Genomic DNA, 25,424 nt, shown 5'->3' with positions numbered 1-25,424 from the left:
CACGCTCAAACGGGCGCGCCGATTCCCTCGGTCCGGCGTCTCGCCCCATCGGCCGCGCGGCGGGAGCGGCTGCGCACCGGCGCCCAGCGGCAATTGTCCGGCTGGAAATCGTCATCGGGGTCGATCCGGACGAGGATCTGGCCGGCTGGGCGCTCCCCCAGATCGGCGAGGAACGCCTCGAAATCGGCGCTCCAGGCGGGGCACACGCCGATGCCGCGCCCGCCGAAATCGCGATACCGCGGCGAATCCCTGTTGGTGCAAAAGGTGTTGATCTCCTGCCATGCGCGATAGGTCGGGTCATGGCGCTTCTTCGCGCGCCGGCCATGCTTGAGCAGCCGCGCCGCGCAGATCTCCCGGTGCAGGCACCCGCAACTGGCGGTCTTGCCCGCGCGCACCGCAGTGCCGTCGACGGTCGTCTCGTTGCCGCAGTCGCACAGGAAACGCCAATGCGCATGGCTGCCGGCGCGGTGGGAAAACTCGATCCCGACCAGGCGGCCGTACCGCAGGCCAGTCATGTCGATCCTGATCTTACGGGCCATTCGCCATCTCGTCGCCAACGGGTTGAGCTATATACAGCCATATATAGTGATTCGCCACAAGACCGGAGGCCCCCGCGATCGCGGAGGCTCCTGTGAGCGTCGAGCAAGGAAGGCGCGGCGCCGCCTCGCATTTCAGATTGTTCAGTAGCCCTGGCTGCGGCCCCATATGAACGCGAATTCAAAGCGATGAATGCTGCGACACCGCCTCCCGCGGGGGAGAATTCGAACTTCTTGATGTGAATGCGCGGGCGTCGCAACGTCGGAGAAGCTGGGTGCGGGTGCGATCGTTTCTGCTACAGATCCGATACAGTTGCAGTTTTGTATTTGAAGCATCCTGCATATGTTACACATATGAATGGAATATTGGTGGTAGTGAATCGCGAGATATTCATCCGCCCTGTCGAATCTTGGTATCGTCGTGTAAAGCTGTTTGATGGGGTCATTATGAATGAGGATTTAACTGGTATCGTAAGGAGGAAGTCATGTCTGAGAGTAGCAATTACTTCGTGGCGAACGGTGCTGCGGCCATGGCCTTCAAGACTAACGGAGCGAGGATAGATTATGGCGTCAACGTCGAAGGGCGGCGTTGCGGGGTTTATGGTGGAAGCGGTGCCGAGTTCGGTCGCGAAGCGGTCACCGCCGGAGTGGGGGTCTGGGGCGCGGGCAAGGTCGAAGGCGTTCATGGCCGAGGCTCGTTCGCCGAAGGCTCCAGCAGCGTGGGGGTCAGAGGCGAGGGCACCATGTGCGGCGTGATCGGAACCTGCGCCGAGGGAGCTGCCGTCGAGGGCGTGAGCAGCCGGGGGCGGGGTGGTGTATTCGCGTCTTGGCGTGCCCAAATACGGCTCGTGCCCGAGAGGCGGGAGCAGCGGACCGAACGGCCGATCGACGAGTTGCTGCCCGCTGACGGCCAGACCCGTGATCTTCTCGCCCTGTCGACCGACTCCCTTGGAGCAAGCCTCTGGTTTTGCGACCGGGGTGCTTTCCAGGATGGCAATGAAACCGTTAACGCTCTCTGGAGACAGGTGGAACTCGGAACCGCCCTCACCGGTAAAAGGAGTTTTGATTGAGCGCCCCCGTCGTTTCTGACCTGTCGCGGAACGCGCGGGGCCTTTTAAGCTCGAGGCTCGACCGTGAAGGGGTCGACGAACGCGATCATGTCCGCTTCCTTTCCGGACGATCCCCTCAATACCCCGCCTCAAGATCCACCACGTTCCGCATCGCCCGCCCGCTCATGAACGCCTCCAGATTCTCCAGGAACAGCGCCGCCGCCCGCTGAAACATCTTGGTCTGGCTCCGCCCCGACAAATGCATGGTGTGGATCGTGTTCGGCGCATCCCATAGCGGATGCTCCGGCGGGAGCGGTTCCGGCGTCACCGTGTCGAGGAACGCGCCTGCGATCCGGCGTTTGGTCAGCGCTTCGATCAGCGCGTCCTGATCGACCATGTCGCCGCGCGCGATGTTGATCAGCCAGGCGCTCGGCCTCATCGCCGCCAGTTCGTCCGCGCCGATCAGGGCCTTGGTCTCGCCGGTCGAGGGCGCCGCCAGGATCACCCAGTCGTAATCGCCGATCCTGGAAGCCCAGGCATCGGGCGTCAGCGTGCCGTCACGGCCCGATCGGGTCACGCCGGTCACCTCGACGCCGAACGCCTTCAGCCGATCGCCGATCAGCGCGCCGATCGTGCCGTATCCGACGATCAGTGCCTTGGTCTCGAACAGCTCGATCTGCCCCGGCGGGGTCAAGGTCCATTCGTGGCGGTCGGCGATGCGCACCACTTTGTCGAATCGCTTGGCGGCGGCGAGAATGCCCATCACCGCGTATTCGGCGACCGCCAGCGCGTTGATGCCGGTGCCGTTGGTCACGATCGTGCCCTGACGGCGCAGCGCGGGCAGGTCGAGGAAATCGATCCCGGCCAGGATCGTGAACAGCCATTTGAGATGCTTGGCGCGCAGCACCGCTTCGCCGATCGTGCCGGTGCGCTGCATGTCGACCCAGGCGATGTCGGCGTCGACGATCATCTCCATCGCGTCCTCGCGGCTGGCGAACCAGGCGACATCGAGCCCGGCGGGCAGGCGCGGTTCGATCAGCGGACGGGCCAGGGCAGGGAGGACGGCTTTCATCGGGACACCTCTCATGGCCCCGGATGATCTTTCCGGGATCGCAGCCGGTTCATGCCGCGCGGCTTCCGCCACGACAAGCCCGGCAGCCGCGCGGGCGGATCGATTCAATGCTCCACCGGAAGCGCGCAGGATGGGCCCGGGCAAAGTCTCCACCGACCGCGCACCTGCTCTTTGATATCGTCGACCAATGTTGGACGTTTTTGCCGCGGTTTTTGCCGCGGAACAGCGGAAGTTCGGCTGTTTCGCGGCGATTTTACCGCTGTTACGCGATAACAGGGAACCCGTCCGCAAGCCGTTGCAGCGCAAGCGAGAATCCGCATCGAAAATCCAACATAACAGCGGAAAGAAAAAATGCGCCGCCTATGACCGAGTCGTGTTGGAGAGCTTTAGGGCTGATGACCTGGGAACTGGGGCTGATGACCTGGGAACTGTTCGTTCGATACTATTGAATTGCGTCATGCTGAACTCGTTTCAGCATCCAATGCTCCACAAGCAGTGGCATTGGTTGTTGCGCCTTGGACGCTGAAACGAGTTCAGCATGACGGCAGGTTTGTCATGGAGCGAACGTCAGATTCAGCACACTAAAGCGTGGGCTTCCAGTCCCAGCCCAGCGGATCGCCGTCCATCACCTCGACGCCCGCCGCCGACAGTTCGTCGCGGATCGCGTCGGATCGCGCGAAGTCCTTCGCCGCCCGCGCGTCCTTGCGCTCGGCCAGCCGCGCCTCGATTTCCTCGGGCGAGATCGCCGTATCCGCCGGCTTCACCCGCAACGCTTCGCGCGTCAGCGTGGCGAGCTTCAGCCCGAGCACGTCGTCGAACACCGCCAGCGTCTTCAGCCGCGTCGCCGGCGACAGCTTCTTGTCGCCGAGCATTTCGTCGAGCACCGGCAGGGCGCGCGGCGTGTTGAGGTCGTCGGACACGGCCGCATCCAGCGCGTCGAGATAGCGCGACGCATCGCCCGACTCGGTGCCGTCATTACGCGCGCGGAGGGCCTGCGCCGTCATCACCAGCCGCTTCAGCCGGGTCGCGGCAGCGGCGAGATTATCCGGGCTGAATTCCAGTTCGCTCCGGTAATGCGCGCTCAGGCACATCAGGCGATAGGCGAGGGGGTGGATGCCGGCATCGATCAGCGTCTGCAGCCGGGTGAAGTCGCCCGACGACTTGCTCATCTTGCCCTTCTCGCGCTCGACCAGGAAGTTGTTGTGCATCCAGATCGTCGCGCCGGTGTCCGCGCACTCGCAATGCGCCTGGTTCTGCGCGATCTCGTTGGGGTGGTGGATCTCGCGGTGGTCGATGCCGCCGGTATGGATGTCGAAGCGCGCGCCGAGAAAATGCTGGCTCATCACCGAGCATTCGAGGTGCCAGCCCGGCGCGCCGCGGCCCCAGGGCGAGTCCCATTCCATCTGCCGGTTCTCGCCCGGCGGGGATTTGCGCCAGATCGCGAAATCCTGCGGGTTGCGCTTGCCGGCGACCGGATCGATCCGCCCTTCGCGCTCGTCATCGGCCACGCGGGCGAGCCGGCCGTAATCGGGCACAGTCGACACGTCGAAATACAGGCCGCTCTCCAGCTCGTAGCAATGCCGGGGCGCGATCTGCTCGGCAAAGGCGATCATGCCCTGGATATGGTCGGTCGCGAGCGGGAAGTGAGTCGGGGTGCGGATGTTGAGGTCCGCGATATTCTCCTTGAACGCCGCGGTATAATGCGCCGCGATATCCCAGATGCTCTGCGCGCTGGCCTTGGCCGCCGCTTCCATCTTGTCGTCGCCGGCATCCGCGTCGGAGGTCAGGTGCCCGACATCGGTGATGTTGATGACATGGGTGAGCGGATAACCCTTCCAGGTCAGCACCCGGCTCAGCGTGTCGGTGAAGACATAGGCGCGCAAATTGCCGACATGAACGTAATTATAGACCGTCGGCCCGCACGAATAGACGCGCACATTGGTCGGGTCGATCGGGCTGAACGGCTCGAGCGAGCGGGTCAGGCTGTTGTAGAGGGTGAGGGGCGTGCCGGTCATGCGGTGGCCATAGCCGCGAGGGCGGGCGCCCGCAAACCCGGTCGCCGAAGTGCCAAATTGCTTGAAAATGCGCCTGAGCGCTGGTACGGGCCCTCCCACACGGCGCAAACCCATGTTTGCGACGACCTATTTCTATTGACCGGAGACCTGCGGGTTTATGCAAATCATCGTTCGCGACAACAACGTCGACCAGGCGCTGCGCGCCCTGAAGAAGAAGCTGCAGCGCGAGGGCGTCTATCGCGAGATGAAGCTGCGCCGTCATTACGAGAAGCCCAGCGAGAAGCGCGCCCGTGAGCGTGCCGCTGCCGTCCGCCGCGCCCGCAAGCTGGAGCGCAAGCGGCTGGAGCGTGACGGGGCGCGGTAAAACCGTCGGCGCGGGGGCTTGGCCCTCGCGCTTCCTGTCTTCTCAATCCCGGCCGCCCTTCAGGCGCCGGTTAAGGGTGCCTGACGATGTCCACGATCACCGCAGTGCCGCTGCAGCCTACGAAGCGTAGCGTTCTGGTGTATCTGTGGATCGGCATCCTGCTCGCGGTGCTGGCGGCGGGCTGGCTGGCGACTCGCGGCACGGCCGAGGTCGTCGCGCTCCGCGGCTCGAACGCGCAGTTCCTCGCCTGGAACAAGACTCGCCCTAACGTCGTCGAGACGGCGTCGGGCCTGCAATATCAGGTGCTGAAGCCCGGCGAGGGGCCGCGGCCGACCGCGACCGACCTCGCTGGTGTCATGTATGTCGGCAAGCTGCGCGACGGCACCGTGTTCGACGCCTCGCAGCAGCCCGTGCCGATTCCGCTGTCGGCGGGCGGCGCGCTTCCGGGTTTTGTCGAAGCGCTGAAACTGATGCCCAAGGATGCGAAGTACCGTGTGTGGCTGAAGCCAGAGCTGGCTTATGGCAAGCAGTCGCCCGACCCGGCGAAGATGCCGAGCGACTCGCTTCTCATCTTCGATGTCGACATGATCGGCTTCATGCCCGAAGCGGTCTATCGTCAGCGCGCGATGCAACAACAGCAGATGCAGCAACTGCCTCAGGGCGGCCCGCCCGCGGCGCCCTGATCCGCTGATCCCTTTTCCAGCCGCCGCGCGGGCCCCGCGCCGCGGCGCCCAGGAGCCTCCCCATGGCCACCACGCCCCCGACCGCCAAGAAGCCCTTCGACGCGAAGCCGATCCTCTATATCGCGCTCGGTATCGTCCTCGGGGTGCTCGCCACGCTCGGCGCGATTCAGGGCATCGCCTGGTGGAAAGTGCAGAACGAGCCGTCGGTCGTTTTCCTCAAGAAAAACCGCAGCAGCGACAAGACCGTGGTCGAGCTGCCCTCGGGTCTGCAATACAAGATCATCACGCCCGGCAAGGGCGGGCCGAAGCCGACCGAGACCGACGTCGCGCTGGTCAATTACGAAGGCAAGCTGACCGACGGCACCACCTTCGACAAGTCGCAGCAGCCGACCCCGATGAAGGTCAATGAGGTCGTGCCGGGCTTCTCCGAGGCGCTGAAGCAGATGCCCAAGGGCTCCAAGTACCGCTTCTGGATCAAGCCGAGCCTCGGTTACGGCGACAAGGTGACGGGCCCGATCCCCGCCAATTCGGTGCTGGTGTTCGACGTCGAGCTGCTCGACTTCCTGCCCGAAGCAGTGATCCGCCAGATGCAGATGCAGCAGCAGATGCAGGGCGCGATGCCTCCTGGTGCAGGCGCGTCCCCGCCGGCGGCACCCGCACCGAAGAAATAAGCCTGGCGCTAGCCGTCCGGCGTCGGGCGGCTGTACCTCGGCATAGGTCGACCTGGGCGTTCGGTCTACTTGCCCCAAGGTCGGATCGGGAGCAGAGCTGAGCGAACCAGGGGGAAGCGCTCATGTTCGATGCCGTCGATCCGATCGTGCTGGCCCGTGCTCAGTTCGCCTTCACCGTCAGTTTCCATTTCATCTTTCCGTCCTTCTCGATCGGCCTGGCGAGCTATCTCGCCGTGCTCGAGGCGCTGTGGCTGCGGACGGGCAAGCAACTCTATCTCGACATCTTCCGCTTCTGGCTGAAGATCTTCGCCGTCACCTTCGCGATGGGCGTCGTGTCGGGCATCGTCATGTCCTATCAGTTCGGCACCAACTGGGCGGTCTTTTCCGACAAGGCCGGGCCGGTGATCGGGCCGCTGATGGCCTATGAGGTGCTCACCGCCTTCTTCCTTGAGGCAGGCTTCCTCGGCGTGATGCTGTTCGGCATGGAGAAGGTCGGCCGCAAGCTGCACTTCGCCGCCACCTGCCTCGTCGCCATCGGCACCACTATCTCCGCCTTCTGGATCCTCTCCGCCAACAGCTGGATGCAGACCCCGGTCGGCTATGCGATCAACGCGCAGGGCCAGTTCGTCGTCGCAGGCTCCTGGGCGGCAGTGATCTTCAACCCGAGCTTCCCTTACCGCCTCGTCCACACCGTGATCGCTGCTTACCTCACCACCGCTTTGGTCGTCGGCGCGACGGGTGCCTGGCACCTGCTCAGGGACAGCAGCGATCCGCATGCGCGGAAGATCTTCTCGATGGCGATGTGGATGGCGGCGCTGGTCGCACCGATTCAAATCTTCGCCGGAGACCAGCATGGTTTGAACACACTCGAACACCAGCCGGCGAAAATCATGGCGATGGAAGGTCATTATGACAGCCACCCGGACGGCGCACCCCTGATCCTGTTCGGCATCCCGAACGCCAGGGAGAAGCGGATCGACTATGCGGTCGAGATTCCCAAAATCGGGTCGCTGATCCTGAAGCACGACCTGAACGCCCCACTCGCCGGGCTCGATACAATCCCTGCGGATCGCCAGCCGCCGGTGTGGATCGTGTTCTGGTCGTTCCGCATCATGGTCGGCCTCGGCCTGGCGATCTTCGGGCTCGGCCTGTGGAGCCTCGTCGCGCGGTGGCGGGGCAAGCTCTATGACTGGACATGGCTGCACCGGGCTGGCGTCCTGATGGGGCCTGCCGGCTTTGTCGCGGTCATAGCCGGGTGGGTCACCACGGAGGTCGGGCGTCAGCCCTGGACGGTCTATGGCCTGCTCCGCACCGTCCATAGCGCCTCGCCGCTTGCCGCGCCGGCGGTCGGCGCCTCGTTGATCGCCTTCGTGCTGGTCTATTTCGCGGTGTTCGGTGTCGGCATCTGGTATATCCTGAAGCTGATCGACAAGGGCGTCGAGCGGGGCGAATCCGAACTCGGCAATGCCCCGATCCGGACGGCGGGGATCGTGCCCGGGCCTGCCCAACGTGGCGGAGGTGCGTCATGAGCCACAATTACGATCTCGCCACGATCTGGGCTTTCCTGATCGCCTTTGCTGTCTTCGCTTATGTCGTGCTCGACGGGTTCGATCTCGGTATCGGCATCATCTTCCCGGCCTTTGGCATCGGGGAGGAGCGCGACGTCGCGATGAACGCGATCGCGCCGGTCTGGGACGGCAACGAAACCTGGCTGGTGCTGGGCGGGGGAGGGCTGATGGCGGCCTTCCCGCTTGCCTTCGCCGTGCTGATGCCGGCCTTTTATCCGCCGATCATTGCGATGCTGCTCGGGCTGGTATTCCGCGGTGTCGCCTTCGAGTTTCGCTGGCGCGATCCACGGCACCGCGCCTTTTGGGATTTCGGCTTCACCGCCGGGTCGATCGTCGCCGCGCTGGCGCAGGGCATCATCCTCGGCGCGCTGTTGCAGGGCGTGAAGATCAGCGGGCGCGGCTATGGCGGCGCCTGGCTCGACTGGCTGACGCCGTTCACCCTGTTGACCGGTGCCAGCGTCCTCGCTGGCTATGCGCTGCTCGGCAGTTGCTGGCTGATCGCCAAGACCGAGGGGCAGGCCCAGCAACAGGCCTATCGGCTCGCCCGGCGCTACGGCGTGATCACGCTGATCGCCATCGCCGCGGTCAGCGCCGCCACACCGTTCCTGGCGCATGACTATTATACGCGCTGGCTGACCATGCCCGGAATCCTGCTGACCGCGCCTGTTCCAGTGCTAGTCGCGGCGCTCGGATGGATGTTCTGGCGCGCGCTGGGGCGGGGCGCGCAGTCGGCGCCGTTCCTGCTCGTGCTGGCCCTGTTCGCCTTGTGCTTCGCCGGACTGGGCATCAGCATGTATCCGTACATCGTGCCAGACCAACTGACGATCTGGGATGCCGCCGCACCGGAGAATGCGCAGGTCTTCATGCTGATCGGCGCCGGTGTGATGCTCCCGCTGATCCTCGGCTATACCGGCTGGGCCTATTGGGTGTTCCGCGGCAAGGTCGGCACGCACGGTTATCATTGATGCAGGCCGACACTGCGCCTCTGTGGAAGCGGCTTGCCTGGATGGCGGCGATCTGGACGGCGAGCGTCGCCGCCCTGGGCGCTGTGGCAGGCGTGCTTCGGTGGTGGCTCAAGGGCTGAGCTGTCTTTTTCCGGCGCTGACGCCGTGTTACTGGCATCGGGATGGGGGAACGACGGATGGACGGGGAAGCTGACGGACATCTCGTAAGACTCGACGTGTTGCGCTTTCCACTCATCGTGCTGATCGTCTATCTCCACGCTTGCGGCGTGACCGCCAACTTCGCCGAGGGCGCGCGCGGCATGACGGATGCGCGAACCGTCGAGAATGTCCAGCTTTTCACCGCCTCGATCGCGCGTATTGCCGTCCCGCTCTTCTTCCTGATGTCGGGTTTCCTGTTCTTCCGGGGCGCGTCCTTCTCTCCCGCAATCTATTACGCCAAGCTTCAGGCGCGGGTGCGCAGCCTGCTGGTCCCGTTTCTCTTCTGGAACATCGCGTTGCTCTTGCTCGTGGCAGTTGCTCAGTCAGTCCCCGCATTCGCGCCGCTCTTCAACAGCCAGAACCTTGCGGTGCGGGGTATGTCTGCCTTCCAGTTGATCGACGCGATCTTTGGTTTCACGCGCTATCCGATCGCCTACCAATTCTGGTTCATCCGCGACCTGATGATCCTCGTTGTCGCCTCGCCGCTGGTGTGGCTGGCGGCGCGCTATCTTGCCTGGCCGACGCTGATCGTCCTGCTCTGCGCCTGGGTGAGTGTGGTCTGGCCGTTGCTGTTGCCGGAAGGTGAGCCAGTCCTGTTCTTCTATCTCGGCGCGATGATCGCAATCCGGGGCGGCTCGCTGTTCGTCGTCGATCGTGCCAGCTGGTGGATCGCGCCGTTCTTCGTGCTCGGACTATGGGGCTTTTATGTCAGCCACGGCGCGGGGCTGCTCAACTATCTGTTACGACCGACGGTCGCGATTGGCGTGGTCATGGCGTTGAAGGCGAGCCGCTGGCTGGCGGAGTCGGATCGTTGGCGCGGGCCGCTTGCCTGGCTCGGCGGAACGTCCTTCTTCGTGTTTGCCGTACACGAGCCGCTGGTCACGGTCGGCAAGAAGCTGACGTTCCGCGCACTGCCGATGACGGCGGAGGCAGTGCTGACGGCCTATGCCGTACTGCCGGCGCTGATCATTGCCTTCGCTGTCCTGGCCTATTGGGTGCTGCTGAAGACGATGCCGGGCCTATTGCGTTTCGTCACCGGCGGCCGGTGAGTTCGTTGTGTCGCGATGCTGACGGTACTTCCCTTTCGCCTGCCGCCCGACTAGGGGCGGAGGAGTTGATTCCCACGATACGACGTCGTCGTTTCCAGCTTCATGAGTGAGACAGGATGCCGATCAAGCCGCTGCGCAAAGCCGTGTTCCCTGTGGGTGGTCTTGGTACCCGCTTTCTGCCGGCGACAAAGGCATTGCCGAAGGAGATGCTGCCGGTGGTGGATCGCCCGCTGATCCAGTACGCGGTGGACGAGGCGATCGAGGCGGGGATCGAGCAGATGATCTTCGTCACTGGTCGTGGCAAGTCGGCGATCGAGGACCATTTCGACATCGCCTATGAGCTCGAGACGACCATGGCCCATCGCGGCAAGTCGATGGAGCTGCTGCATCAGACGCGCCTGCGGCCAGGTGCTGTCGCCTATGTCCGCCAGCAGGAGCCGATGGGCCTGGGTCACGCGGTGTGGTGCGCGCGCGATATCGTCGGCGACGAGCCATTTGCGGTTCTGCTCGCAGACGACTTCATGGTCGGCAAGCCCGGTTGCCTGAAGCAGATGGTTGACGCCTATATGGAGGTCGGCGGCAACATGATCTGTGCGCAGGAAGTGCCGGACGATCAGACCCATATGTACGGCGTGATCACACCCGGGGTCCGCGCCGGCGCGCTGACGCAGGTCAAGGGCCTGGTGGAGAAGCCGAAGCCCGGCACGGCACCCTCCAATCTGTCGGTGATCGGCCGTTATATCCTTCAGCCGGAAGTGATGCGCGTGCTTGAAACCCAGGAAAAGGGCGCCGGCGGCGAGATCCAGCTGACGGACGCGATGGCGCGGATGATCGGCGATCAGCCCTTTCACGGCCTTACCTTCGACGGTCGCCGCTACGATTGTGGTGACAAGGCTGGGTATGTCCAGGCCAATCTGGCCGTTGCCATTGCCCGTGAGGATATCGGCTCTTCGGTGCGCGCGTTCGCGGTCGACCTGCTGCGCTGAAGCTGGTCCTCAGATGCCGTGGTAGTCGCGGTACCATTCGACGAATAGGGGTACGCCGGTCTCGAGCTTGGTCGAGGGCTCGAAGCCGATGTCGCGTTGGATCGCGCTGATATCGGCATAGGTCGCGTGGACGTCGCCGGGTTGCATCGGCTCCATGACCTTGATCGCCTCCCGGTCGCATGCGACCTCGATCAGCGCGATCAGCCGGTGGAGCTCCTCGGCACGGTGATTGCCGATATTGTAAATGGCGTGGGGCGCCACGCTGCCTCCGGCCTTGAGCGTACCGTCATCGCGTGGCGGCTTGTGCAGGCATGAAACGACGCCTGAGACGACGTCGTCGATGAAGGTGAAGTCGCGGCGCATGTCGCCGCCATTGAACACACGGATCGGGTCGCCGGCGAGTATCGCCTTGGTGAAGAGCCACATCGCCATGTCCGGCCTGCCCCAAGGGCCATAGACCGTGAAAAAGCGCAGGCCAGTCTGCGGCACGCGATAGAGATGCGCATAGGTCTCGCTCATCAGCTCGTCCGCCTTCTTGGTGGCGGCGTAGAGTGACAGCGGGTGATCGACACGGTCTTCGACCCGGAAGGGGAGCGCCGCATTGCCGCCATAGACCGAAGACGAGGAAGCGTAGACCAGGTGATCGGTCTTCCGGTTGCGGGCGAGTTCCAGGATGTTGAGATGCCCGGCGACGTTCGACGTGACATAGGCTCGTGGGTTATCGATCGAATAGCGTACGCCTGCTTGCGCGCCGAGGTGAACGATCCGGTCGAATTCCAGGTCGAAAAATGCCTCATCCAGGCTGCGCCAGTCCGAGAAATCAACCCGGGCGAACTGGAATCGGTCACCGCCCTGCTTGGCGAGTTGCGCCAGCCGCGCCTGCTTCAGCGCGACGCTGTAATAATCGTTGAGATTGTCGATTCCGATGACCGTATCGCCATCTGCGATAAGGTGTCGAGCCACGTGAAAGCCGATGAAGCCGGCCACGCCGGTCACGAGAATGCGCATCAGGTCATTTGCTCCCCACCTCGGGGCCTAGGAAGAGGTGGCCTGATTGGCAAGCGTCAGGCGGTAGTCGTAGCGCTTCAACCCGTTGCGATAGCCAGACAGCTAAGGCTAGGAGAGGAGGAAAAATAGAAATATATTGCCACGTCGGCGGGGAGCACCGTTGAAAGGCAGCACCATCATCATACGAAAAGGGGCCGGATTTTCATCCGACCCCGTTATCGTTCGTTATCGGCTGCAGCGCTTACGGGCTGGCAGGCTTCGAATCGTCGTTCTTGAAGCCGAAATAGGCGCCGAGACCGGCCGCAATGATGCCAAGGCCGAGCACGACACCACCACCGGCACCGCCGCCGCCCGCGCCTTCTTCGCCCGAGCCGCCGTCCTGAGCGAACGACTTCGGAGCGGTCGCGCAGCTCGACGAACTGACCGAGAGCACGGAGGTCGGCGCCATGGTGTAGCTGCAACCTGGGAAGGCGACCTTGGCCTGGGCCTGGCCGCGCGTCACGACGCGATCACCGGCATAGAGCGACTGGCCGACGCTCGCCGGAATCAGCTTGCCCTCGCGCGAAACGAAGGTGCCCTGGCTGGCTGCCGTCAGCTTGCCGACCGACTGCTCAGCACCGGCAAACAGCGGTGAAGAAAGGCTCGCCATCAAGATGGCGGCGGTTACCCGCGAAAATTTCATATTCAGTCTCCTCCTGAACCGCTTGGAAGTAGGCTCACGGTCTGGGGTTAGCCTCAAGCCCGTATTTTGTCCACCCAAAACGTTCGCATCTGCACAGTGTCTCGAACTGATGCCGTAACGCCACACCGTGCAAAAGGTTTCCCGTAATGATGTGTGACGTCGTATGTCGTTTCTATACCAAACAAATGGTTAAGCCGTTTGATGCGGCTGTCATGAGCGTCCTCCGGATGGGCGCGCGGGTGTTCGAATCGCTTGGCAAGCGCTGGTTTCCGCCGCCTCTCGATTCGGAGCATCGCCTGTTGGCGTTCTTGGGGCCGGGGACGGCACCGACCGATCGGACATGCTCTGTCGCGGTGGCGACACGGTGATGATATAGAGGCGATCACCGCTCGATCGTTCTTCCGACCGATCGAGGCCTTGATGAGAATATCTCGCACTTGCGGGAGGTGGCTGGATTTGGCCGAAGATTTGGATCAAGGATGGGTGGCGGTGCGGGCGGATGACATATGCCTGGCATCCGCTCGTGTTCACGGCTGGAGTAGCGCGATGGCAATTGTTTCGGGGCGATGGGATCGGGCCTGATTCATGCTGATGCAACGCAATCTGTCCAGCCTTGTCGGCAACGCGCGGTGGATTTCGTCATTGCGGTTGCAGCTCTGTGTCGAGGTGTTCCTGGGCGTGCTCCTGCCGCTCGCCGCGCGCTACGGCCTGCATTCCAATTACGATCAGCATCCATCGGCTCCGGCCAGCCTCGTCCTTTCCCTTTTCAGCGTCGTCAGTGCGACATTGTTGTCGCGCCGGATCGGCGGCTTCCCGGGAACCCGCACCTTCATTTACGTGCTCCCGACATTCTCCATGTCGTTCGGGCTGGCGATCCTGACCGCCGTGGTCTTGCGGCTCGACTATAATCGAACGGTCTTGATCGCGAGCTTCACCCTCAGCGTGGCCGCGGCCTACGCCCTTGCCTATCTCAGCGCGCGCCGGGCGGTCCGGCGCTTCCATGTCGTGCCGGGTGGGCGGACGGGCTTCCTCGAGGATATCGAGGGGGCGGAATGGCTGCCGCTCGCTCGACCCGAGGTTCCTGTCGGACGAGACGTGATGATCGTCGCCGACCTTCACCACGATCTCGATTCGCCCTGGGAACGGATGCTTGCCCACGCCGCGATCAACGGCGTCCCGGTTTACCATGTGAAGCAAGTCCGGGAATTGCTCACCGGGCGGGTGCAGATCGAGCATCTGTCGGAGAACAGTTTTGGATCGCTTCTCCCCAATCTCGCTTATCGCAAGTTCAAGCGCCTGCTCGACCTCGCAGCTTGCCTCGCCATTCTACCCCCGCTGGTGATCGCGATGGCGATGATCGCCATTGCCATTCGCCTGGATTCTCCAGGCCCCGTCTTCTTTCGCCAGCAGCGTATGGGATATCGCGGTCGTTCCTTCACGATGATCAAGTTCCGCACCATGCGGCCGCGGAGTGTCGAGGCCGATCAGGACGCGCGACGCAGGAGCTCGATCACTCAGGCGGATGACGATCGTATCACCCGCATCGGCCGTTTCCTTCGCCGTACACGGCTGGACGAACTGCCACAGGTCTTCAATATTCTGGCGGGCGAAATGAGCTGGATCGGTCCGCGACCGGAGGCGATAGACCTGTCGACATGGTATGAGGCGGAGATACCCTTTTATTCCTATCGCCACATCGTCCGGCCGGGCATCACCGGATGGGCCCAGGTGAACCAGGGCCATGTCGCCGATCTCGCCGAGATCAACATGAAGCTTCAATATGATTTTTTCTACGTGAAGAATTTCTCCGCCTGGCTGGACGTGCTGATCACGATGCGAACCGTGGTCGTGATGCTCAACGGCTTCGGCTCGAAATAGTCGGCCCGTGGTTTCGGATTCTTCCAGGCGCCGCCCTGCGTGCGAGATCGCTGGTCGCCGCATCGTCTTCGTCAATCGCTTCTACGCGCCGGATCATTCGGCGACCGCGCAGATATTGACCGATCTCGCCGAATATCTGGCGGGGCAGGGCTGGGTGGTAGAGATCGTCACCAGTCGGCTGATCTATGGGACCGTGGGCGCAAGCCTGTCGCCGCGAGAGCAAATCAACGGCGTGACGGTCACGCGGGTCGCGACGGTGAACGGCACGAACCTGGGGATCATCGGACGGCTGCTCGCCTATGTGACTTTCTATCTAAGTGCCGGCTGGACTCTTCTGCGCATCCTCCGCCGGGGCACGATTGTGGTCGCCAAGACCGATCCGCCCCTGATCGCGCTCGTCGCGCTCGTCGCGTGCAAGGTGCGCGGCGCGCGGCTGGTAAACTGGGTTCAGGATCTCTACCCGGAAGTCGCGGTCGCAATGGGCATGAGCGCATTGCGCGGGCCGGTCGGCAGTGTACTAGGCGCCCTCCGTGACGTCGCGTTGCGGCGCTCGGCACTCACCGTCGCGATCGGCCGGCGCATGGCTGATCGGATTGCCCGCCGCGGCGTGGCCGCGGAGCGGATCGTCACTATCGCCAACTGGAGTGATGATGAGGCCATCGCGCCCTCCGCGTCGAACAGCCCGGCGTTGCGCGCCGACTGGGGTTTGCCGGCCGACGCGTTCGTCCTCGAATATTCCGGGAACCTCGGCCGCGCACATGAGGCCGATACGCTCCTTGCGGCCGCAGGGCTGCTCGCGCATCGATCGGATATCTGGTTCCTGTTCGTTGGCGGCGGCCATGCTCAGACCGAGCTTCGCCGCAACGCGGTCGCCGCGGGACGAGAGCGCTTTGTTTTCCAGCCTTATCAGCCGCGAGCGCGGCTGTCGGAGAGCCTTGCGGTGGGCGATGCCCATTGGTTGTCGCTCCGCCCCGAATTCGAGGGGTTGATCGTCCCGAGCAAGGTGTTCGGCATCGCAGCGGCGGCGCGGCCAATCGTTGCGGTGTGCGATCCGATGGGCGAGGTGCCGTCAATGATCGGTAGTCCGGGAGCAGGAATGGCGGTGGCGCCCGGCGATGCGACCGGTCTCGCCGCTGCGATCACCGGGTTGGCGGACGACCGGGCCGCGTGTCGCGCGATGGGCGATCGCGCCCGTGCGATGCTGCAACACGGTTACCGGCGCGATGGCGCACTGGAGCGATGGGCGCACGCGCTTGAGAGTCTCGTCGCGCGGGGCTAGCTGCGGCTACAAGGTACAAAAAGGCTCGAATGATGTTCTCGCGTTTCAGGCAATCGCGTGCCACGCGCAAAGCACCCACCGAATGGCGCGGCCCTTCGGGTGCCCGCGCCTATGCGATCGGCGATGTGCACGGGCGGCTTGACTTGCTCGAGCGCATGATCGCAACGATCGATCGCGACCGCCACGATAATGGTCGCGCCCGCGACTATCTGATTCTGCTGGGCGACCTGATCGACCGGGGCCCGGATTCGCGCGGCGTGATCGAATTCCTGATGCGATTGCCGTCGGAAGGGATCCGGCCCATCTTTCTGATGGGGAATCACGAAGAAATGATGTTGCGCGTGCTGGGCGATGAACCTGAGGCAGTGCATCAATGGCTTACCTATGGCGGCTACGAGTTCGCGCAAAGCTATGGCGTCGAGGTCGGACGCCTGGCCACCCTCGCACCGACTGAGGCCGCCGCCATGATTCGCACTGCCGTTCCGGCATCCCATTTCAGCTTCATTGAAGGGTTTGCCGACAGCTTCACTTTCGGCGATTTCCTGTTCGTCCATGCTGGGCTGAGGCCGGGCAAGTCCCTGGCTGACCAGGATCCGCATGATCTGCGCTGGATCCGGGAAGAGTTCCTGAACGACGAAACCGATCATGGTTGCATGGTGGTGCACGGCCACACGATCTCGGCAGCACCGGAGGAGATGGAGAACCGGATCGGGATCGATACCGGCGCCTATCAGACCGGCATCCTCACGGCATTGCGGATCGAAGGTGCGAAGCGGCGCATGATCAGCATTGACGAGCGCGATATATGATCTGGGCGGCTCAAACTGTGCAAACGCAGCATTTTGTGCCCATGCCGTCTGGTGCGACGGGGTTCGAGCCTGTAGCAGCGAGATAATTCGGGCCAGATCGGGCAAACGGTGCCCAGGTGCCGTCGAACAAAAGGCCTGTTTCACTAGGCGGGGACATCACGAACGTGGCAAGACTGTATAACAGCCGCAGGCGCATCATGGTCACCGGCGGAGCGGGGTTCGTGGGTTCCCACCTGATCGATCGACTGCTTGAGCGCGGTGACGAAGTGCTGTGTGTGGACAATCTCTTCACCGGCACGAAGCGCAACGTCGACCACCTGGCCGGCCATCCGCGCTTCGAGTTCATGCGCCACGACGTATGCTTCCCGCTCTATGTCGAGGTTGACGAGATCTACAACCTCGCCTGCCCGGCGTCGCCAGTTCATTATCAGCATGATCCGGTCCAGACGACCAAGACCTCGGTGCATGGCGCGATCAACATGCTGGGCCTGGCCAAACGCCTGCGCTGCAAGATCTTCCAGGCTTCGACGAGTGAGGTCTATGGCGATCCCAGCGTGCATCCGCAGACCGAGGCCTATTGGGGCAATGTGAATCCGATCGGCATCCGCTCCTGCTATGACGAAGGCAAGCGCTGTGCGGAGACCCTCTTCTTCGATTATCATCGCCAGCACGGGCTTGAGATCAAGGTTGCCCGTATCTTCAACACCTATGGCCCGCGCATGCACCCGGCAGACGGTCGTGTTGTTTCCAATTTCGTGATGCAGGCGCTGAACGGTGAGCCGATCACATTATATGGCGACGGCCAGCAGACTCGCTCCTTTTGCTATGTTGACGATCTGGTCGCTGGCTTCATGGCGTTCATGGATACAGCCCCGGAAGTGTCGGGACCGATCAATCTGGGAAATCCGGTCGAGTTTACCATCCGGGAGCTGGCGGAACTGGTCGTCGAGATGACTGGCTCGAAATCGGAGCTGGTGTTCCGGCCATTGCCGCAGGACGACCCGATGCAGCGCAAGCCCGACATCACTCGTGCCCGCGAGACTTTGGGCTGGGAGCCATCGATTCCGTTGCGGCAGGGCCTGATCAAGACGATCGACTATTTCTCCGAGCTTCAGAAGGGCTGAGGCACAGCCGCCACAATCATGGCAATTCGCCGCAACAGTTTCGTCAATCTGGCAGGCAGCCTTGTAGGGCTGGTGCTGTTCGCGACGCTGACGCCGCTGTATTTCCATGTCATCGGCAACGAACGTTACGGTATCCTGGCGATCATCTGGGCGTTCCTGACCTTCTTTTCCGCGTTCGACCTGGGGATGGGCTCGGCCCTCACCTATCGGATCGCGAGCGAGAGCAAGGATGATCGAAGCCGTCAGTCGGACTATTTCTGGACGGCAATGGCAATCAGCGTGCCCGTTGGTGCGGTGACGGGTGTCATCCTGTTCGGTCTGGTCGGCGGCGGTTTCGGCAACCTGTTCAACCTCAGCCCTGCGGTGAGCGACGAATTGTTGCGCTCGACGCCCGCTTTGCTCGCGATCGGGCTCTCGACAGTGCTGAATTCCACGGCGGGGGGGCTGCTACGAGCGCGCGAGTATTTCGTCACCAGCGCCGTGCTCGGGGCGATCAACCTGGCGCTGTCGATTACCATGCCGGTGCTGGCCGCAGTGCTGATCTCGCCATCGCTTGAATCATTGATCATCGCGACGCTGATCGGCAGATTGATACTTGTCATCGCTTCCATGACGATCGCTCAGGTAATCCTCCTGCAGAATGCGCGGCCCACCATATCGCTGGCGTCGGCGCGGGCGCTGCTTGGATATGGATCTTCGGTGTCGATCGGTGGGCTGCTCGAGCTGGCCATCTCGTCAGCCGACCGGTTGATTCTCGGCGCCGTGGCGGGCTCCGGCGCGGTCGCCTATTATGCGGTGCCGTCGAGCGCGATTTCCCGCGTGATGGTTTTTCCCGCCAGCCTGGGTCAGGCGGCCCTGCCGCAACTGGCCGCGCGTGCTGTCGAGGAAGAGAAAATTCTCGGGCAGAAGATGCTTCGAATGATCGCAGTGCTCAGCCCGGTCTTCGTTATCGGCATCTTTCTAACCAGGCCCTTTCTCACCCTGTGGATGGGGGCGTCGTTCGCGCTGCTGGCGACTTTACCCATGCAGATATTGCTGGCCGCGTTCTGGCTCGAGATGTTCTCCGGCTCGCTCTATTACCGCATCCTCGGGCAGGGACGGCCGGCCGCCAACATCTATGTCGCCGGCGTCATCATCGCACCCTATTGCGCCTTGCTGTTGGGCCTGTCGCATCTCTGGGGTGTCTCCGGCGCGTGCGTCGCTTATTTTGGTCGCAACATCATGTATCTCAGTGGCCGGGCATTCTTCACGAAATCGGGAAAGACCTTGCTTGCCACCATCGCGCCGGAAGGGAGTGTCGTTTTGGCGAGCCTGGTCGTCTGCCTCTTCGCACTGCCTGAACAGCCACCGGTGGCTGTCGGCATCATCCTTTCGATTATTTCCATCGGCATTTTTGCCCGGCGCCGTCCGGTTGAATTCGACACACTAATTCATGATCTTATGGGGCGATTCCGGCTTTCCTCCTTCATGCCCCATTCCTTCCGAGAACGGCCATGAGGCCTGCCTGCCCAGACCAGGGGCCTCTCTTCAATTTGGGAAAGAGCAGCGTTTGAAGATTATCTGGTGCGCCACGTCGTTCCTGCCGCGCGTCGGTGGAATCGAGAACATCGCCGACATGATGGCGCAGGCGCAGGCGCTTGCCGGCGATGACGTGACTGTGCTGACTCTTTATGACGGCCCTCCAATGCCGGAGCGTGCCTATCGCCTGATCCGGAATCCCTCCATGCTGACGGTCTTTCGCATCTGTCGTGAGGCGGATGTCGTCATCATGCCCAATATTGGGCTGAAGCTGGCCATGTCGGTCGTTGCCTCGGGCACGCCGCTCTTCGTCTGGCACCAGCATGAATATCGATTGTCTGACCGATCGGATCGGCAGCAATCCTACCCGACGCAACTCAAGGGCTTGCTTATCAAGCGTTATGTCACGGCCAATTTCGGGTGCAGCGATTACATCACCGCCACTCTGCCGCCGGGTCGGCCCCGCCTCACGTTGCTCAACCCTTATGACGCGGATGTGATCTACGAGGAAGAAGGCGTCGAGCGCGACCAGGATATCCTCGCGCTTGGCCGGCTCGTCGACGAAAAAGGCTTCGATGTGGTGCTGCGGGCGATGGCACTGCCGGGAGGCCCGCTGGATCACGCCAGGCTCACGATCGTCGGCGAGGGCTCAGCTGAAGGAAAACTGCGGGATCTTGCAGCGTCACTGGGTTTGTCCGATCGCGTGGAATTTTTCGGTCCGGCCCGCGGTGCAACGATCAGAAAATTGTTGAACGCGCACAGGATTCTCGTCGTCCCCTCGCTCTGGCCGGAACCCTTCGGTATCGTTGCGCTTGAAGGACTGGCGGGCGGTTGCGCCACCGTGGTCTCGGATGTTGGGGGATTGGCCCAGGCCGCGGGAACACAAGGGCGGTTGTTCCGTTCGGGCGATCCCGTTGATGCGGCACGGGCGCTCGCGGCTGCGTTAAGCGAACCGCGCGACCCGAATCCGGCCGCGCGACAGGCCCATCTCGCCCGGCACACGGCGCACGCCGTGGCGAAGGAAATGCGTCGACTGATGGTTTCTTTCCTGCCGGCGTAGAGCCTGGTCTGGGATGCCGGACGGGCTATCTGCCGCGCCGTCGCATGGGCGTCGCATGGGCGATGCCGTCAGGGCTTGATGTTGCGCGCGGCAAAACGGCGTTCGATCAGGAAGAGGGCGATCATCGCTTCGTAGAGCGCGTTCATCACGCAATAATAAAGACCGACGCGGCCGTCCAGAAAGCCCATGCGCAGCACCGTCATGTAGAAGAAGCGCGCAGGCGGCCGGGCAAGGGGAGGGAGCCTGTTTGCCATGCGTTTCATCGCCCGGCGCCGATTGGTCGAGCTGAGCTGGCCTGCTTCGTCCGGCGCCACCGCCTCGGCCCGTGATTGGACAATCTGATCGGCCTCCGCACGGGCATAGCCGACATGCTTGACGAACCAGTTTCTCAGCCCGTGGGAAAAAGCATAATGATTATAAGGCGTGTCGAGCGTGGCGACTTGGCTGGCCGTCAGGTTTTCGCGCTGGCCATGGCCATGTTCGTGGAAGGTACACAGGTCGCGGTCGCCGAGCCGCACCTGATAGACCGGATACATGCCCGATCGCCGGAGCCATTTGCCGAACAGGATCGTCCTGGACGGAATACGATATCCGTGGATGCCTGCCGGCGGAACGAGCCGTTCGACCGCGGCCCTGAATTCGGGCGTTACTTCCTCGTCGGCATCGAGGTGGAGCACCCATTGGCAGCGAAGGTCGCCGTTGGCGAGCGCCCAGTTGCGCTGCGTCGAGAAATTGACCCAGGGATTGTGCATCACACGCGCGCCATATTCCGCGCACAGCGCGAGCGTGGCGTCGGTGCTGCCGGAATCGACGACCAGGATATCGTCGCACCATGCCAGCGATTGCAGGCACCGCGCGATATTGCCCTCTTCATTGAAGGTCAGGATGACCGCCGAGACCTTCATCGTCAGGCCGTATGCCGCGCAGGATTGTCGGCGGCGCGCAGCCACGCCCAGGCGCTACGCATGATCGTGTCGATATCCGAATGCCGTGCCTGCCATCCGAGCGTCGCCAGCGCCTTTGCCGGATCGGCGACCAGCACCGGCGGATCGCCGGGCCGGCGTGGCTTGATGTCAACGGCGATATGGCGACCGGTGATGCGCTCGGCCGCGGCGATAAGCTCGCGGACGGACAGGCCATATCCCGTTCCCAGATTGATCGCGTCGAATCCGGCGGTACCGCTCAATCTTTCAAGGGCGCGACAATGGGCGTCGGCCAGATCCTCTACATGGAGGAAGTCACGTACGCAGCTGCCATCGGGCGTGTCGTAATCGACGCCGAGGATGGAAAAGCGCTTCGCCGGATCCGCGGCCGCCTGAAGGATCAGCGGAATGACATGGGTTTCCGGATCATGCGCTTCCCCCAGATACCCCTCCAGATCAGCACCCGCGGCATTGAAATAGCGGAGCGCGACGCAATCGATCTGGTGCACGGCGCTCACGCCGCGCATCATCGTTTCGCCGAACAGCTTGGTATCGCCATAGGGGTTGATCGGGCGCTGCCGGCTGGCCTCGTCGATCGGCACGACGTCGGGGATCCCATAGGTTGCGCAGGAACTGGAGAAGACAAATTTGGTGACGCCGGCCTCCACGGCCGCTTCCAACACGTTGCGCGTTCCGCCGACATTGTTGCGGTAATATGCCAACGGCCTGGCGATCGACTCTCCCACATAGGCAGAGGCTGCGAAATGAATAATCGCGTCAGGCAGATGCCGCGCCAACGCAGCGTGAAGCGCGCCGACATCATTGATGTCGCCTTGGACCAACGGACCGAAACGGGCGAAGCCCCGGTGGCCCGTAGACAGATTGTCGAAGACGATCGGTTCATGGCCCGCCGCCGCAAGCTTCTTGCAGGTGTGACTGCCGATATAGCCGGCGCCGCCGGTGACCAGGATTCTCATCGCCTTCCGACCTCGCGCGCGGGGTTGCCCGCCATCACCGCACCAGCGGGCACATCACGCATCGCCACCGCCCGCGCGCCAACCACTGCCCGCGCGCCAATGGTGACGTGTGGACCAACGAAGCTATCGGCGCAGAGCCACGCCTCATCTTCCACCCGGATCGTCGCGCGAATCAGAGGCATGTGGGGATCGCGAAAATCATGCGTTCCAGCACAGAGATGTGCGCCTTGCGAAACCGTGACCCGCTCGCCGATGCTGATCGCGGCCAGATTGTACAGGATCGCCCGGTCGCCTACCGACGACCAGTCGCCGATCTCGAGCTGTGACGGCATGAAGATTCGCACCGTCGGATAAATCTGGCAATGCCTGCCGATTCTGGCACCGAACAGGCGCAGCCAACTTGCGCGCGCGGCGAAGAAGGGGCGAGGGATCGCCGCGAAAACCAGCCTTCCCATGCTCCAGGCGATCCGCGCAAGGCGCTCACGTCTCGTATAGTTCGAGGTGCGCCGGTTCGCCGCGATGTCGATGCGGGGTGCGGTCCGGTCGGATGGAGGTGTATCCGCCATGATCAGCTCGCGATATGATGCGGGCGCGGCCCCCGGCCTGCCAGCCACGAGAACAGCCCGATGTGCTGATCCACGATTCGCTCCCAGGTGAAACGTTCCTCCACCAGCCGACGGCCGCGCTCGCCAGTCCTCACCAGAGCGGACGGCTGATCCAGATGATACTGAAGCGCGGTGGCCAGGGCGCCGGGCTCGTTGTCGATGCGACAGGCCGCGCCGGCAACAAACCCCTCCGGTATGTTGCATGCATCGGTCATCAGGACCGGCTTGCGGTGGGCCCATGCCTCCAGCACGGTCATGGGCATGCCCTCGCTATAGGATGGCAGGATGAACGCATCGCATTGGGCATAAGCGGCCTGCTTTTCCTGCCCGTACAAGGGGCCCGGGAATGTCACATTGCCGAGCTGTCGCTCCTCTGCAAGCCGCGTGAGTTGCTGGAGATGATTGCCGTCGTCCCATCCGGCGATCTGCAACTCCCAGTCGTCGCGGATTGCGCGCGACGCTTTCCCCGCGATCGCCCATGCTTCGATCAGCTCGGCGATTCCCTTTTTCGGGTGAATCCGCCCAAGAAAAAGCAGTTTCTTCCGCGACGGATTCGCGGATGAAGATTCCGGCTCGTCCGTGGGCAGCGCGACGCCATTGGGAATGACGGCGATCGGCACCCCGAGACCCAGCGCTTCGATGGCATCGGCCTCCGCCCAGCACAAGGCACGCAGAACAGCGGCGCCGCGCAGATTGGCATTTTCAAACGCCCATTTCGCGACGCGCTTCTTCACATGGCTGTTTCGCTGTGCCCAGGGGTCGAGCATGCCATGTGGCGAAATGACCAGAGCGCCCTCGTTCCGCCGGTTCCAGCGACGCGCGGCGACGGAAGAATAGTTCCAGAGGCCATGCAGGTGGAGGGCATCGTAGCGGTTTGCGCTGAGCTCGCGGCCCAATCCGGGAGCAAAGGCGAACCGTTTCGGCCCGACCACGGGAAACGCGCGAAAGCGATCCACCTTCCATGCATCGCGGCCGACGTTCAGGCCCTCGTCGACGACGCCGTACACCGACACGATGTGTCCGCGATTATGCATCAAATTCGCCGGGAGCCTGACCGATTCGAACAAGCCGCCGGCCTCCGCACTAAGCGATGCGGTCAGGATACCGAGGTTCAACGGGCGAATACTGCCGGTCATTGCAGCGACCGCCGCCACATTGCGAAACCGATCGCAATTCGCGCCATCGCTGATGGGCGCTTGCGCGGCGTTGCCACCGCGTAACGAGCGGCATCGGCCATACCCTGCCCGAACCGGCTCGGCTCCCATGCCGCGATCAGCGACCGGCTTGCTTCTCGCATGGCGGCCAGACTTTCGGTGGCCGCAATCGCCTTCATTCCCGTAACCAGTGCCTCTGTGTCGAACGGGGAGAAAGTGAATCCATTGACGCTGTCGCGAACGAGCACCGAGGTGCAGCCGCACCGGTCCGAGACGAGAACCGGCAGACCCGACGCCATCGCCTCGTTCACTACCAATCCCCATTGTTCGACCGTGCTGGCGTGGACGAAACACCCCGCAGTTCCGTAATAGGCCGGCAAAGCGTCATACTGCCGAAAGCCGGGCATATGAACATGGCCCTCGAGATTCAGCGCCGCGCGCTGCCGCTCCAGTTGTGCGCGAAGGTCTCCGTCACCGAGCAGGACCAACGGCCAATCTGCGGGGTCATCGGTACGGGCTTGCCGGAAACGGGCATAAGCATCGAGGACGACGGCGAGGTTCTTCTTGGGGATGAAGCGGTTTGACGCGAGGAAATAGCGACCCCGCGCCGCCTCGGGAAGACGCTCGTCCCGATTGCCTAGGGGCATCGCAGCATCGCGGGCGGCATTTGCCATCCGCCGGAAATAGCCGTTGTCGACAATGTTATAACCGCGAAAAATCGCCTCGGACGGCAAGCCGAGTGTGTGGAGATACGCCGCCTGCCCGTCACTGCTGCAAAGGCCAGCGGTAAAATATTCGAAAACCTGCCGCTTCAGGAACTCGGTGGCCCATTTGCGCCGAAAATCCCATGGGTTCGTCTCGGACATCGTTATGACAGGAATATTGCGCGCGACCGCCCAGCTCGCGAGGGCAAGCGCCATCTGGGACGACCATCCGGGAACCGCGATCACGTCCGGCTTGAAAGGGCCTACCTTTTCATCGATCGCGGCAAAGATGTCGCCGGGGCGATCCGAATTTTTTGTCGTGCTCAGCACGACCCGGGCGAGCCCTTCGGGAGCGTCAGGAGAATCCCACGCATAAAGACTGCTTGTCGACGCCCGCTCGACGGCAAGAACATCGACCTCCTTCGCCGCCGCGGCGAGACGGGCGATATGATATGGGCCGAAATTGTCGAAGGCGATCGCTACGCGAATATTACCGCTCCCTGCGTACTCAAGGCTGGTATCGCGGTTTTGTTGCAACCGCGAGGGA

General features: G+C 63.0%; 26 protein-coding genes. 16 read left to right on the top strand and 10 right to left on the bottom strand.

Translation table 11 applies throughout. The annotated features are described in order from the left end of the window. Positions 1-5: 5 nt before the first annotated feature. Complete coding sequence (locus tag AC1DX5_RS14245) at positions 6-539, bottom strand: hypothetical protein (protein ID WP_478016112.1); 534 nt, start codon at positions 537-539, stop codon at positions 6-8. A 482-nt stretch (positions 540-1,021) separates the two neighbouring features. On the opposite strand from AC1DX5_RS14245, the gene AC1DX5_RS14240 reads away from it, so the two are divergent. Next, a complete protein-coding gene (locus tag AC1DX5_RS14240; protein ID WP_465169802.1) occupies positions 1,022-1,606 on the top strand; it encodes a hypothetical protein in 585 nt (194 codons plus the stop codon). 115 nt (positions 1,607-1,721) lie between these two features. Here the strand turns inward: AC1DX5_RS14240 and AC1DX5_RS14235 are convergent, their stop codons facing one another. Continuing rightward, complete coding sequence (locus tag AC1DX5_RS14235) at positions 1,722-2,657, bottom strand: D-2-hydroxyacid dehydrogenase (protein ID WP_465169801.1); 936 nt, start codon at positions 2,655-2,657, stop codon at positions 1,722-1,724. A 187-nt stretch (positions 2,658-2,844) separates the two neighbouring features. Here AC1DX5_RS14235 and AC1DX5_RS14230 point away from each other — a divergent pair, with 187 nt between their 5' ends. Then, complete coding sequence (locus tag AC1DX5_RS14230; RefSeq protein WP_465169800.1) at positions 2,845-3,183, top strand: hypothetical protein; 339 nt, start codon at positions 2,845-2,847, stop codon at positions 3,181-3,183. A 55-nt stretch (positions 3,184-3,238) separates the two neighbouring features. Here AC1DX5_RS14230 and cysS read toward each other — a convergent pair whose 3' ends face one another. After that, positions 3,239-4,672, bottom strand: a complete 1,434-nt coding sequence (gene cysS / locus AC1DX5_RS14225) for a cysteine--tRNA ligase (protein WP_478016111.1) — start codon at positions 4,670-4,672, stop codon at positions 3,239-3,241. 157 nt (positions 4,673-4,829) lie between these two features. On the opposite strand from cysS, the gene rpsU reads away from it, so the two are divergent. The 8 genes from rpsU to galU all read left to right on the top strand — a co-directional run bounded on the left by rpsU (position 4,830) and on the right by galU (position 11,156). Beyond that, positions 4,830-5,036 (top strand): 30S ribosomal protein S21, encoded by a 207-nt coding sequence (gene rpsU / locus AC1DX5_RS14220; protein ID WP_034160206.1) that lies wholly within the window; start codon positions 4,830-4,832, stop codon positions 5,034-5,036. 86 nt (positions 5,037-5,122) lie between these two features. Then, positions 5,123-5,719, top strand: coding sequence for an FKBP-type peptidyl-prolyl cis-trans isomerase (locus tag AC1DX5_RS14215; RefSeq protein ID WP_465169798.1), 597 nt, complete (start codon positions 5,123-5,125; stop codon positions 5,717-5,719). A gap of 62 nt (positions 5,720-5,781) precedes the next feature. Then, positions 5,782-6,390, top strand: coding sequence for an FKBP-type peptidyl-prolyl cis-trans isomerase (locus tag AC1DX5_RS14210; RefSeq protein ID WP_465169797.1), 609 nt, complete (start codon positions 5,782-5,784; stop codon positions 6,388-6,390). Between the two features lie 122 nt (positions 6,391-6,512). Beyond that, positions 6,513-7,919, top strand: coding sequence for a cytochrome ubiquinol oxidase subunit I (locus AC1DX5_RS14205; protein ID WP_478016110.1), 1,407 nt, complete (start codon positions 6,513-6,515; stop codon positions 7,917-7,919). Continuing rightward, positions 7,916-8,923, top strand: a complete 1,008-nt coding sequence (gene cydB, locus AC1DX5_RS14200) for a cytochrome d ubiquinol oxidase subunit II (RefSeq protein ID WP_478016109.1) — start codon at positions 7,916-7,918, stop codon at positions 8,921-8,923. The genes AC1DX5_RS14205 and cydB overlap by 4 nt, the downstream gene beginning before the upstream one ends. Then, positions 8,923-9,042 carry a DUF2474 domain-containing protein gene (locus tag AC1DX5_RS14195; protein ID WP_465169794.1) on the top strand — a complete coding sequence of 40 codons (120 nt, stop codon included), beginning with the start codon at positions 8,923-8,925 and terminating at the stop codon, positions 9,040-9,042. The genes cydB and AC1DX5_RS14195 overlap by 1 nt, the downstream gene beginning before the upstream one ends. Before the next feature lie 99 nt (positions 9,043-9,141). Continuing rightward, positions 9,142-10,170 (top strand): acyltransferase family protein, encoded by a 1,029-nt coding sequence (locus tag AC1DX5_RS14190; RefSeq protein WP_465169793.1) that lies wholly within the window; start codon positions 9,142-9,144, stop codon positions 10,168-10,170. A 116-nt stretch (positions 10,171-10,286) separates the two neighbouring features. After that, on the top strand, positions 10,287-11,156 hold the full coding sequence (gene galU / locus AC1DX5_RS14185; protein ID WP_465169792.1) for a UTP--glucose-1-phosphate uridylyltransferase GalU: 870 nt from the start codon (positions 10,287-10,289) through the stop codon (positions 11,154-11,156). Between the two features lie 9 nt (positions 11,157-11,165). On the opposite strand, the gene AC1DX5_RS14180 is transcribed toward galU, so the two are convergent. Next, positions 11,166-12,164, bottom strand: coding sequence for a GDP-mannose 4,6-dehydratase (locus AC1DX5_RS14180; protein ID WP_465169791.1), 999 nt, complete (start codon positions 12,162-12,164; stop codon positions 11,166-11,168). 241 nt (positions 12,165-12,405) lie between these two features. After that, entirely contained in the window at positions 12,406-12,846 is a 441-nt protein-coding gene (locus AC1DX5_RS14175) for a FecR family protein (RefSeq protein WP_465169790.1), read from the bottom strand. A gap of 585 nt (positions 12,847-13,431) precedes the next feature. Between AC1DX5_RS14175 and AC1DX5_RS14170 the strand changes: the two genes are divergently transcribed. From AC1DX5_RS14170 to AC1DX5_RS14145, 6 genes are all read left to right on the top strand, one after another. After that, positions 13,432-14,724, top strand: coding sequence for a sugar transferase (locus AC1DX5_RS14170; RefSeq protein ID WP_478016108.1), 1,293 nt, complete (start codon positions 13,432-13,434; stop codon positions 14,722-14,724). A 115-nt stretch (positions 14,725-14,839) separates the two neighbouring features. Continuing rightward, on the top strand, positions 14,840-16,003 hold the full coding sequence (locus tag AC1DX5_RS14165) for a glycosyltransferase family 4 protein (protein ID WP_478016107.1): 1,164 nt from the start codon (positions 14,840-14,842) through the stop codon (positions 16,001-16,003). Positions 16,004-16,032: 29 nt separating this feature from the next. Further along, positions 16,033-16,812, top strand: a complete 780-nt coding sequence (locus AC1DX5_RS14160; protein ID WP_465169787.1) for a metallophosphoesterase family protein — start codon at positions 16,033-16,035, stop codon at positions 16,810-16,812. A gap of 197 nt (positions 16,813-17,009) precedes the next feature. Beyond that, positions 17,010-17,936, top strand: coding sequence for a UDP-glucuronic acid decarboxylase family protein (locus AC1DX5_RS14155; RefSeq protein ID WP_465169786.1), 927 nt, complete (start codon positions 17,010-17,012; stop codon positions 17,934-17,936). An 18-nt stretch (positions 17,937-17,954) separates the two neighbouring features. After that, complete coding sequence (locus tag AC1DX5_RS14150) at positions 17,955-19,433, top strand: oligosaccharide flippase family protein (protein WP_465174184.1); 1,479 nt, start codon at positions 17,955-17,957, stop codon at positions 19,431-19,433. A 52-nt stretch (positions 19,434-19,485) separates the two neighbouring features. Continuing rightward, positions 19,486-20,514, top strand: coding sequence for a glycosyltransferase family 4 protein (locus tag AC1DX5_RS14145; protein ID WP_465174183.1), 1,029 nt, complete (start codon positions 19,486-19,488; stop codon positions 20,512-20,514). A gap of 68 nt (positions 20,515-20,582) precedes the next feature. On the opposite strand, the gene AC1DX5_RS14140 is transcribed toward AC1DX5_RS14145, so the two are convergent. From AC1DX5_RS14140 to AC1DX5_RS14120, 5 genes are read right to left on the bottom strand one after another with little or no spacing between them, the layout of a single operon-like run. Then, positions 20,583-21,419 carry a glycosyltransferase family 2 protein gene (locus AC1DX5_RS14140; protein WP_465181633.1) on the bottom strand — a complete coding sequence of 279 codons (837 nt, stop codon included), beginning with the start codon at positions 21,417-21,419 and terminating at the stop codon, positions 20,583-20,585. A gap of 2 nt (positions 21,420-21,421) precedes the next feature. After that, positions 21,422-22,414: a UDP-glucose 4-epimerase GalE gene (gene galE, locus AC1DX5_RS14135; protein ID WP_478016106.1), complete on the bottom strand. Its 993-nt coding sequence runs from the start codon at positions 22,412-22,414 to the stop codon at positions 21,422-21,424. After that, complete coding sequence (locus tag AC1DX5_RS14130; RefSeq protein WP_478016105.1) at positions 22,411-22,980, bottom strand: LbetaH domain-containing protein; 570 nt, start codon at positions 22,978-22,980, stop codon at positions 22,411-22,413. Before AC1DX5_RS14130 ends, galE begins: the two co-directional genes overlap by 4 nt. Positions 22,981-22,982: 2 nt before the next feature. Beyond that, positions 22,983-24,155, bottom strand: a complete 1,173-nt coding sequence (locus AC1DX5_RS14125) for a glycosyltransferase (protein ID WP_478016104.1) — start codon at positions 24,153-24,155, stop codon at positions 22,983-22,985. Next, positions 24,152-25,414, bottom strand: a complete 1,263-nt coding sequence (locus AC1DX5_RS14120; protein ID WP_465174178.1) for a glycosyltransferase family 4 protein — start codon at positions 25,412-25,414, stop codon at positions 24,152-24,154. The genes AC1DX5_RS14125 and AC1DX5_RS14120 overlap by 4 nt, the downstream gene beginning before the upstream one ends. Positions 25,415-25,424 lie beyond the last annotated feature (10 nt).

The sequence above is a fragment of the Sphingomonas sp. P2_B6 genome (assembly GCF_056404755.1).
Note: the sequence above shows the minus strand (reverse complement) of the source record. Positions and strands in the feature narration are given on the sequence as shown.

Coding starts and splice junctions, on each gene's coding strand:
- cydB (WP_478016109.1), top strand. CDS start 7,916: ATGAGCCACAATTACGATCTCGCCACGATCTGGGCTTTCCTGATCGCC.
- AC1DX5_RS14160 (WP_465169787.1), top strand. CDS start 16,033: ATGATGTTCTCGCGTTTCAGGCAATCGCGTGCCACGCGCAAAGCACCC.
- AC1DX5_RS14215 (WP_465169798.1), top strand. CDS start 5,123: ATGTCCACGATCACCGCAGTGCCGCTGCAGCCTACGAAGCGTAGCGTT.
- AC1DX5_RS14210 (WP_465169797.1), top strand. CDS start 5,782: ATGGCCACCACGCCCCCGACCGCCAAGAAGCCCTTCGACGCGAAGCCG.
- AC1DX5_RS14230 (WP_465169800.1), top strand. CDS start 2,845: ATGTTGGACGTTTTTGCCGCGGTTTTTGCCGCGGAACAGCGGAAGTTC.
- AC1DX5_RS14140 (WP_465181633.1), bottom strand. CDS start 21,419: ATGAAGGTCTCGGCGGTCATCCTGACCTTCAATGAAGAGGGCAATATC.
- galU (WP_465169792.1), top strand. CDS start 10,287: ATGCCGATCAAGCCGCTGCGCAAAGCCGTGTTCCCTGTGGGTGGTCTT.
- AC1DX5_RS14150 (WP_465174184.1), top strand. CDS start 17,955: ATGGCAATTCGCCGCAACAGTTTCGTCAATCTGGCAGGCAGCCTTGTA.
- AC1DX5_RS14155 (WP_465169786.1), top strand. CDS start 17,010: ATGGTCACCGGCGGAGCGGGGTTCGTGGGTTCCCACCTGATCGATCGA.
- AC1DX5_RS14195 (WP_465169794.1), top strand. CDS start 8,923: ATGCAGGCCGACACTGCGCCTCTGTGGAAGCGGCTTGCCTGGATGGCG.
- AC1DX5_RS14170 (WP_478016108.1), top strand. CDS start 13,432: ATGCTGATGCAACGCAATCTGTCCAGCCTTGTCGGCAACGCGCGGTGG.
- AC1DX5_RS14130 (WP_478016105.1), bottom strand. CDS start 22,980: ATGGCGGATACACCTCCATCCGACCGGACCGCACCCCGCATCGACATC.
- AC1DX5_RS14245 (WP_478016112.1), bottom strand. CDS start 539: ATGGCCCGTAAGATCAGGATCGACATGACTGGCCTGCGGTACGGCCGC.
- AC1DX5_RS14175 (WP_465169790.1), bottom strand. CDS start 12,846: ATGAAATTTTCGCGGGTAACCGCCGCCATCTTGATGGCGAGCCTTTCT.
- AC1DX5_RS14205 (WP_478016110.1), top strand. CDS start 6,513: ATGTTCGATGCCGTCGATCCGATCGTGCTGGCCCGTGCTCAGTTCGCC.
- AC1DX5_RS14180 (WP_465169791.1), bottom strand. CDS start 12,164: ATGCGCATTCTCGTGACCGGCGTGGCCGGCTTCATCGGCTTTCACGTG.
- cysS (WP_478016111.1), bottom strand. CDS start 4,672: ATGACCGGCACGCCCCTCACCCTCTACAACAGCCTGACCCGCTCGCTC.
- AC1DX5_RS14235 (WP_465169801.1), bottom strand. CDS start 2,657: ATGAAAGCCGTCCTCCCTGCCCTGGCCCGTCCGCTGATCGAACCGCGC.
- AC1DX5_RS14125 (WP_478016104.1), bottom strand. CDS start 24,155: ATGACCGGCAGTATTCGCCCGTTGAACCTCGGTATCCTGACCGCATCG.
- galE (WP_478016106.1), bottom strand. CDS start 22,414: ATGAGAATCCTGGTCACCGGCGGCGCCGGCTATATCGGCAGTCACACC.
- AC1DX5_RS14240 (WP_465169802.1), top strand. CDS start 1,022: ATGTCTGAGAGTAGCAATTACTTCGTGGCGAACGGTGCTGCGGCCATG.
- rpsU (WP_034160206.1), top strand. CDS start 4,830: ATGCAAATCATCGTTCGCGACAACAACGTCGACCAGGCGCTGCGCGCC.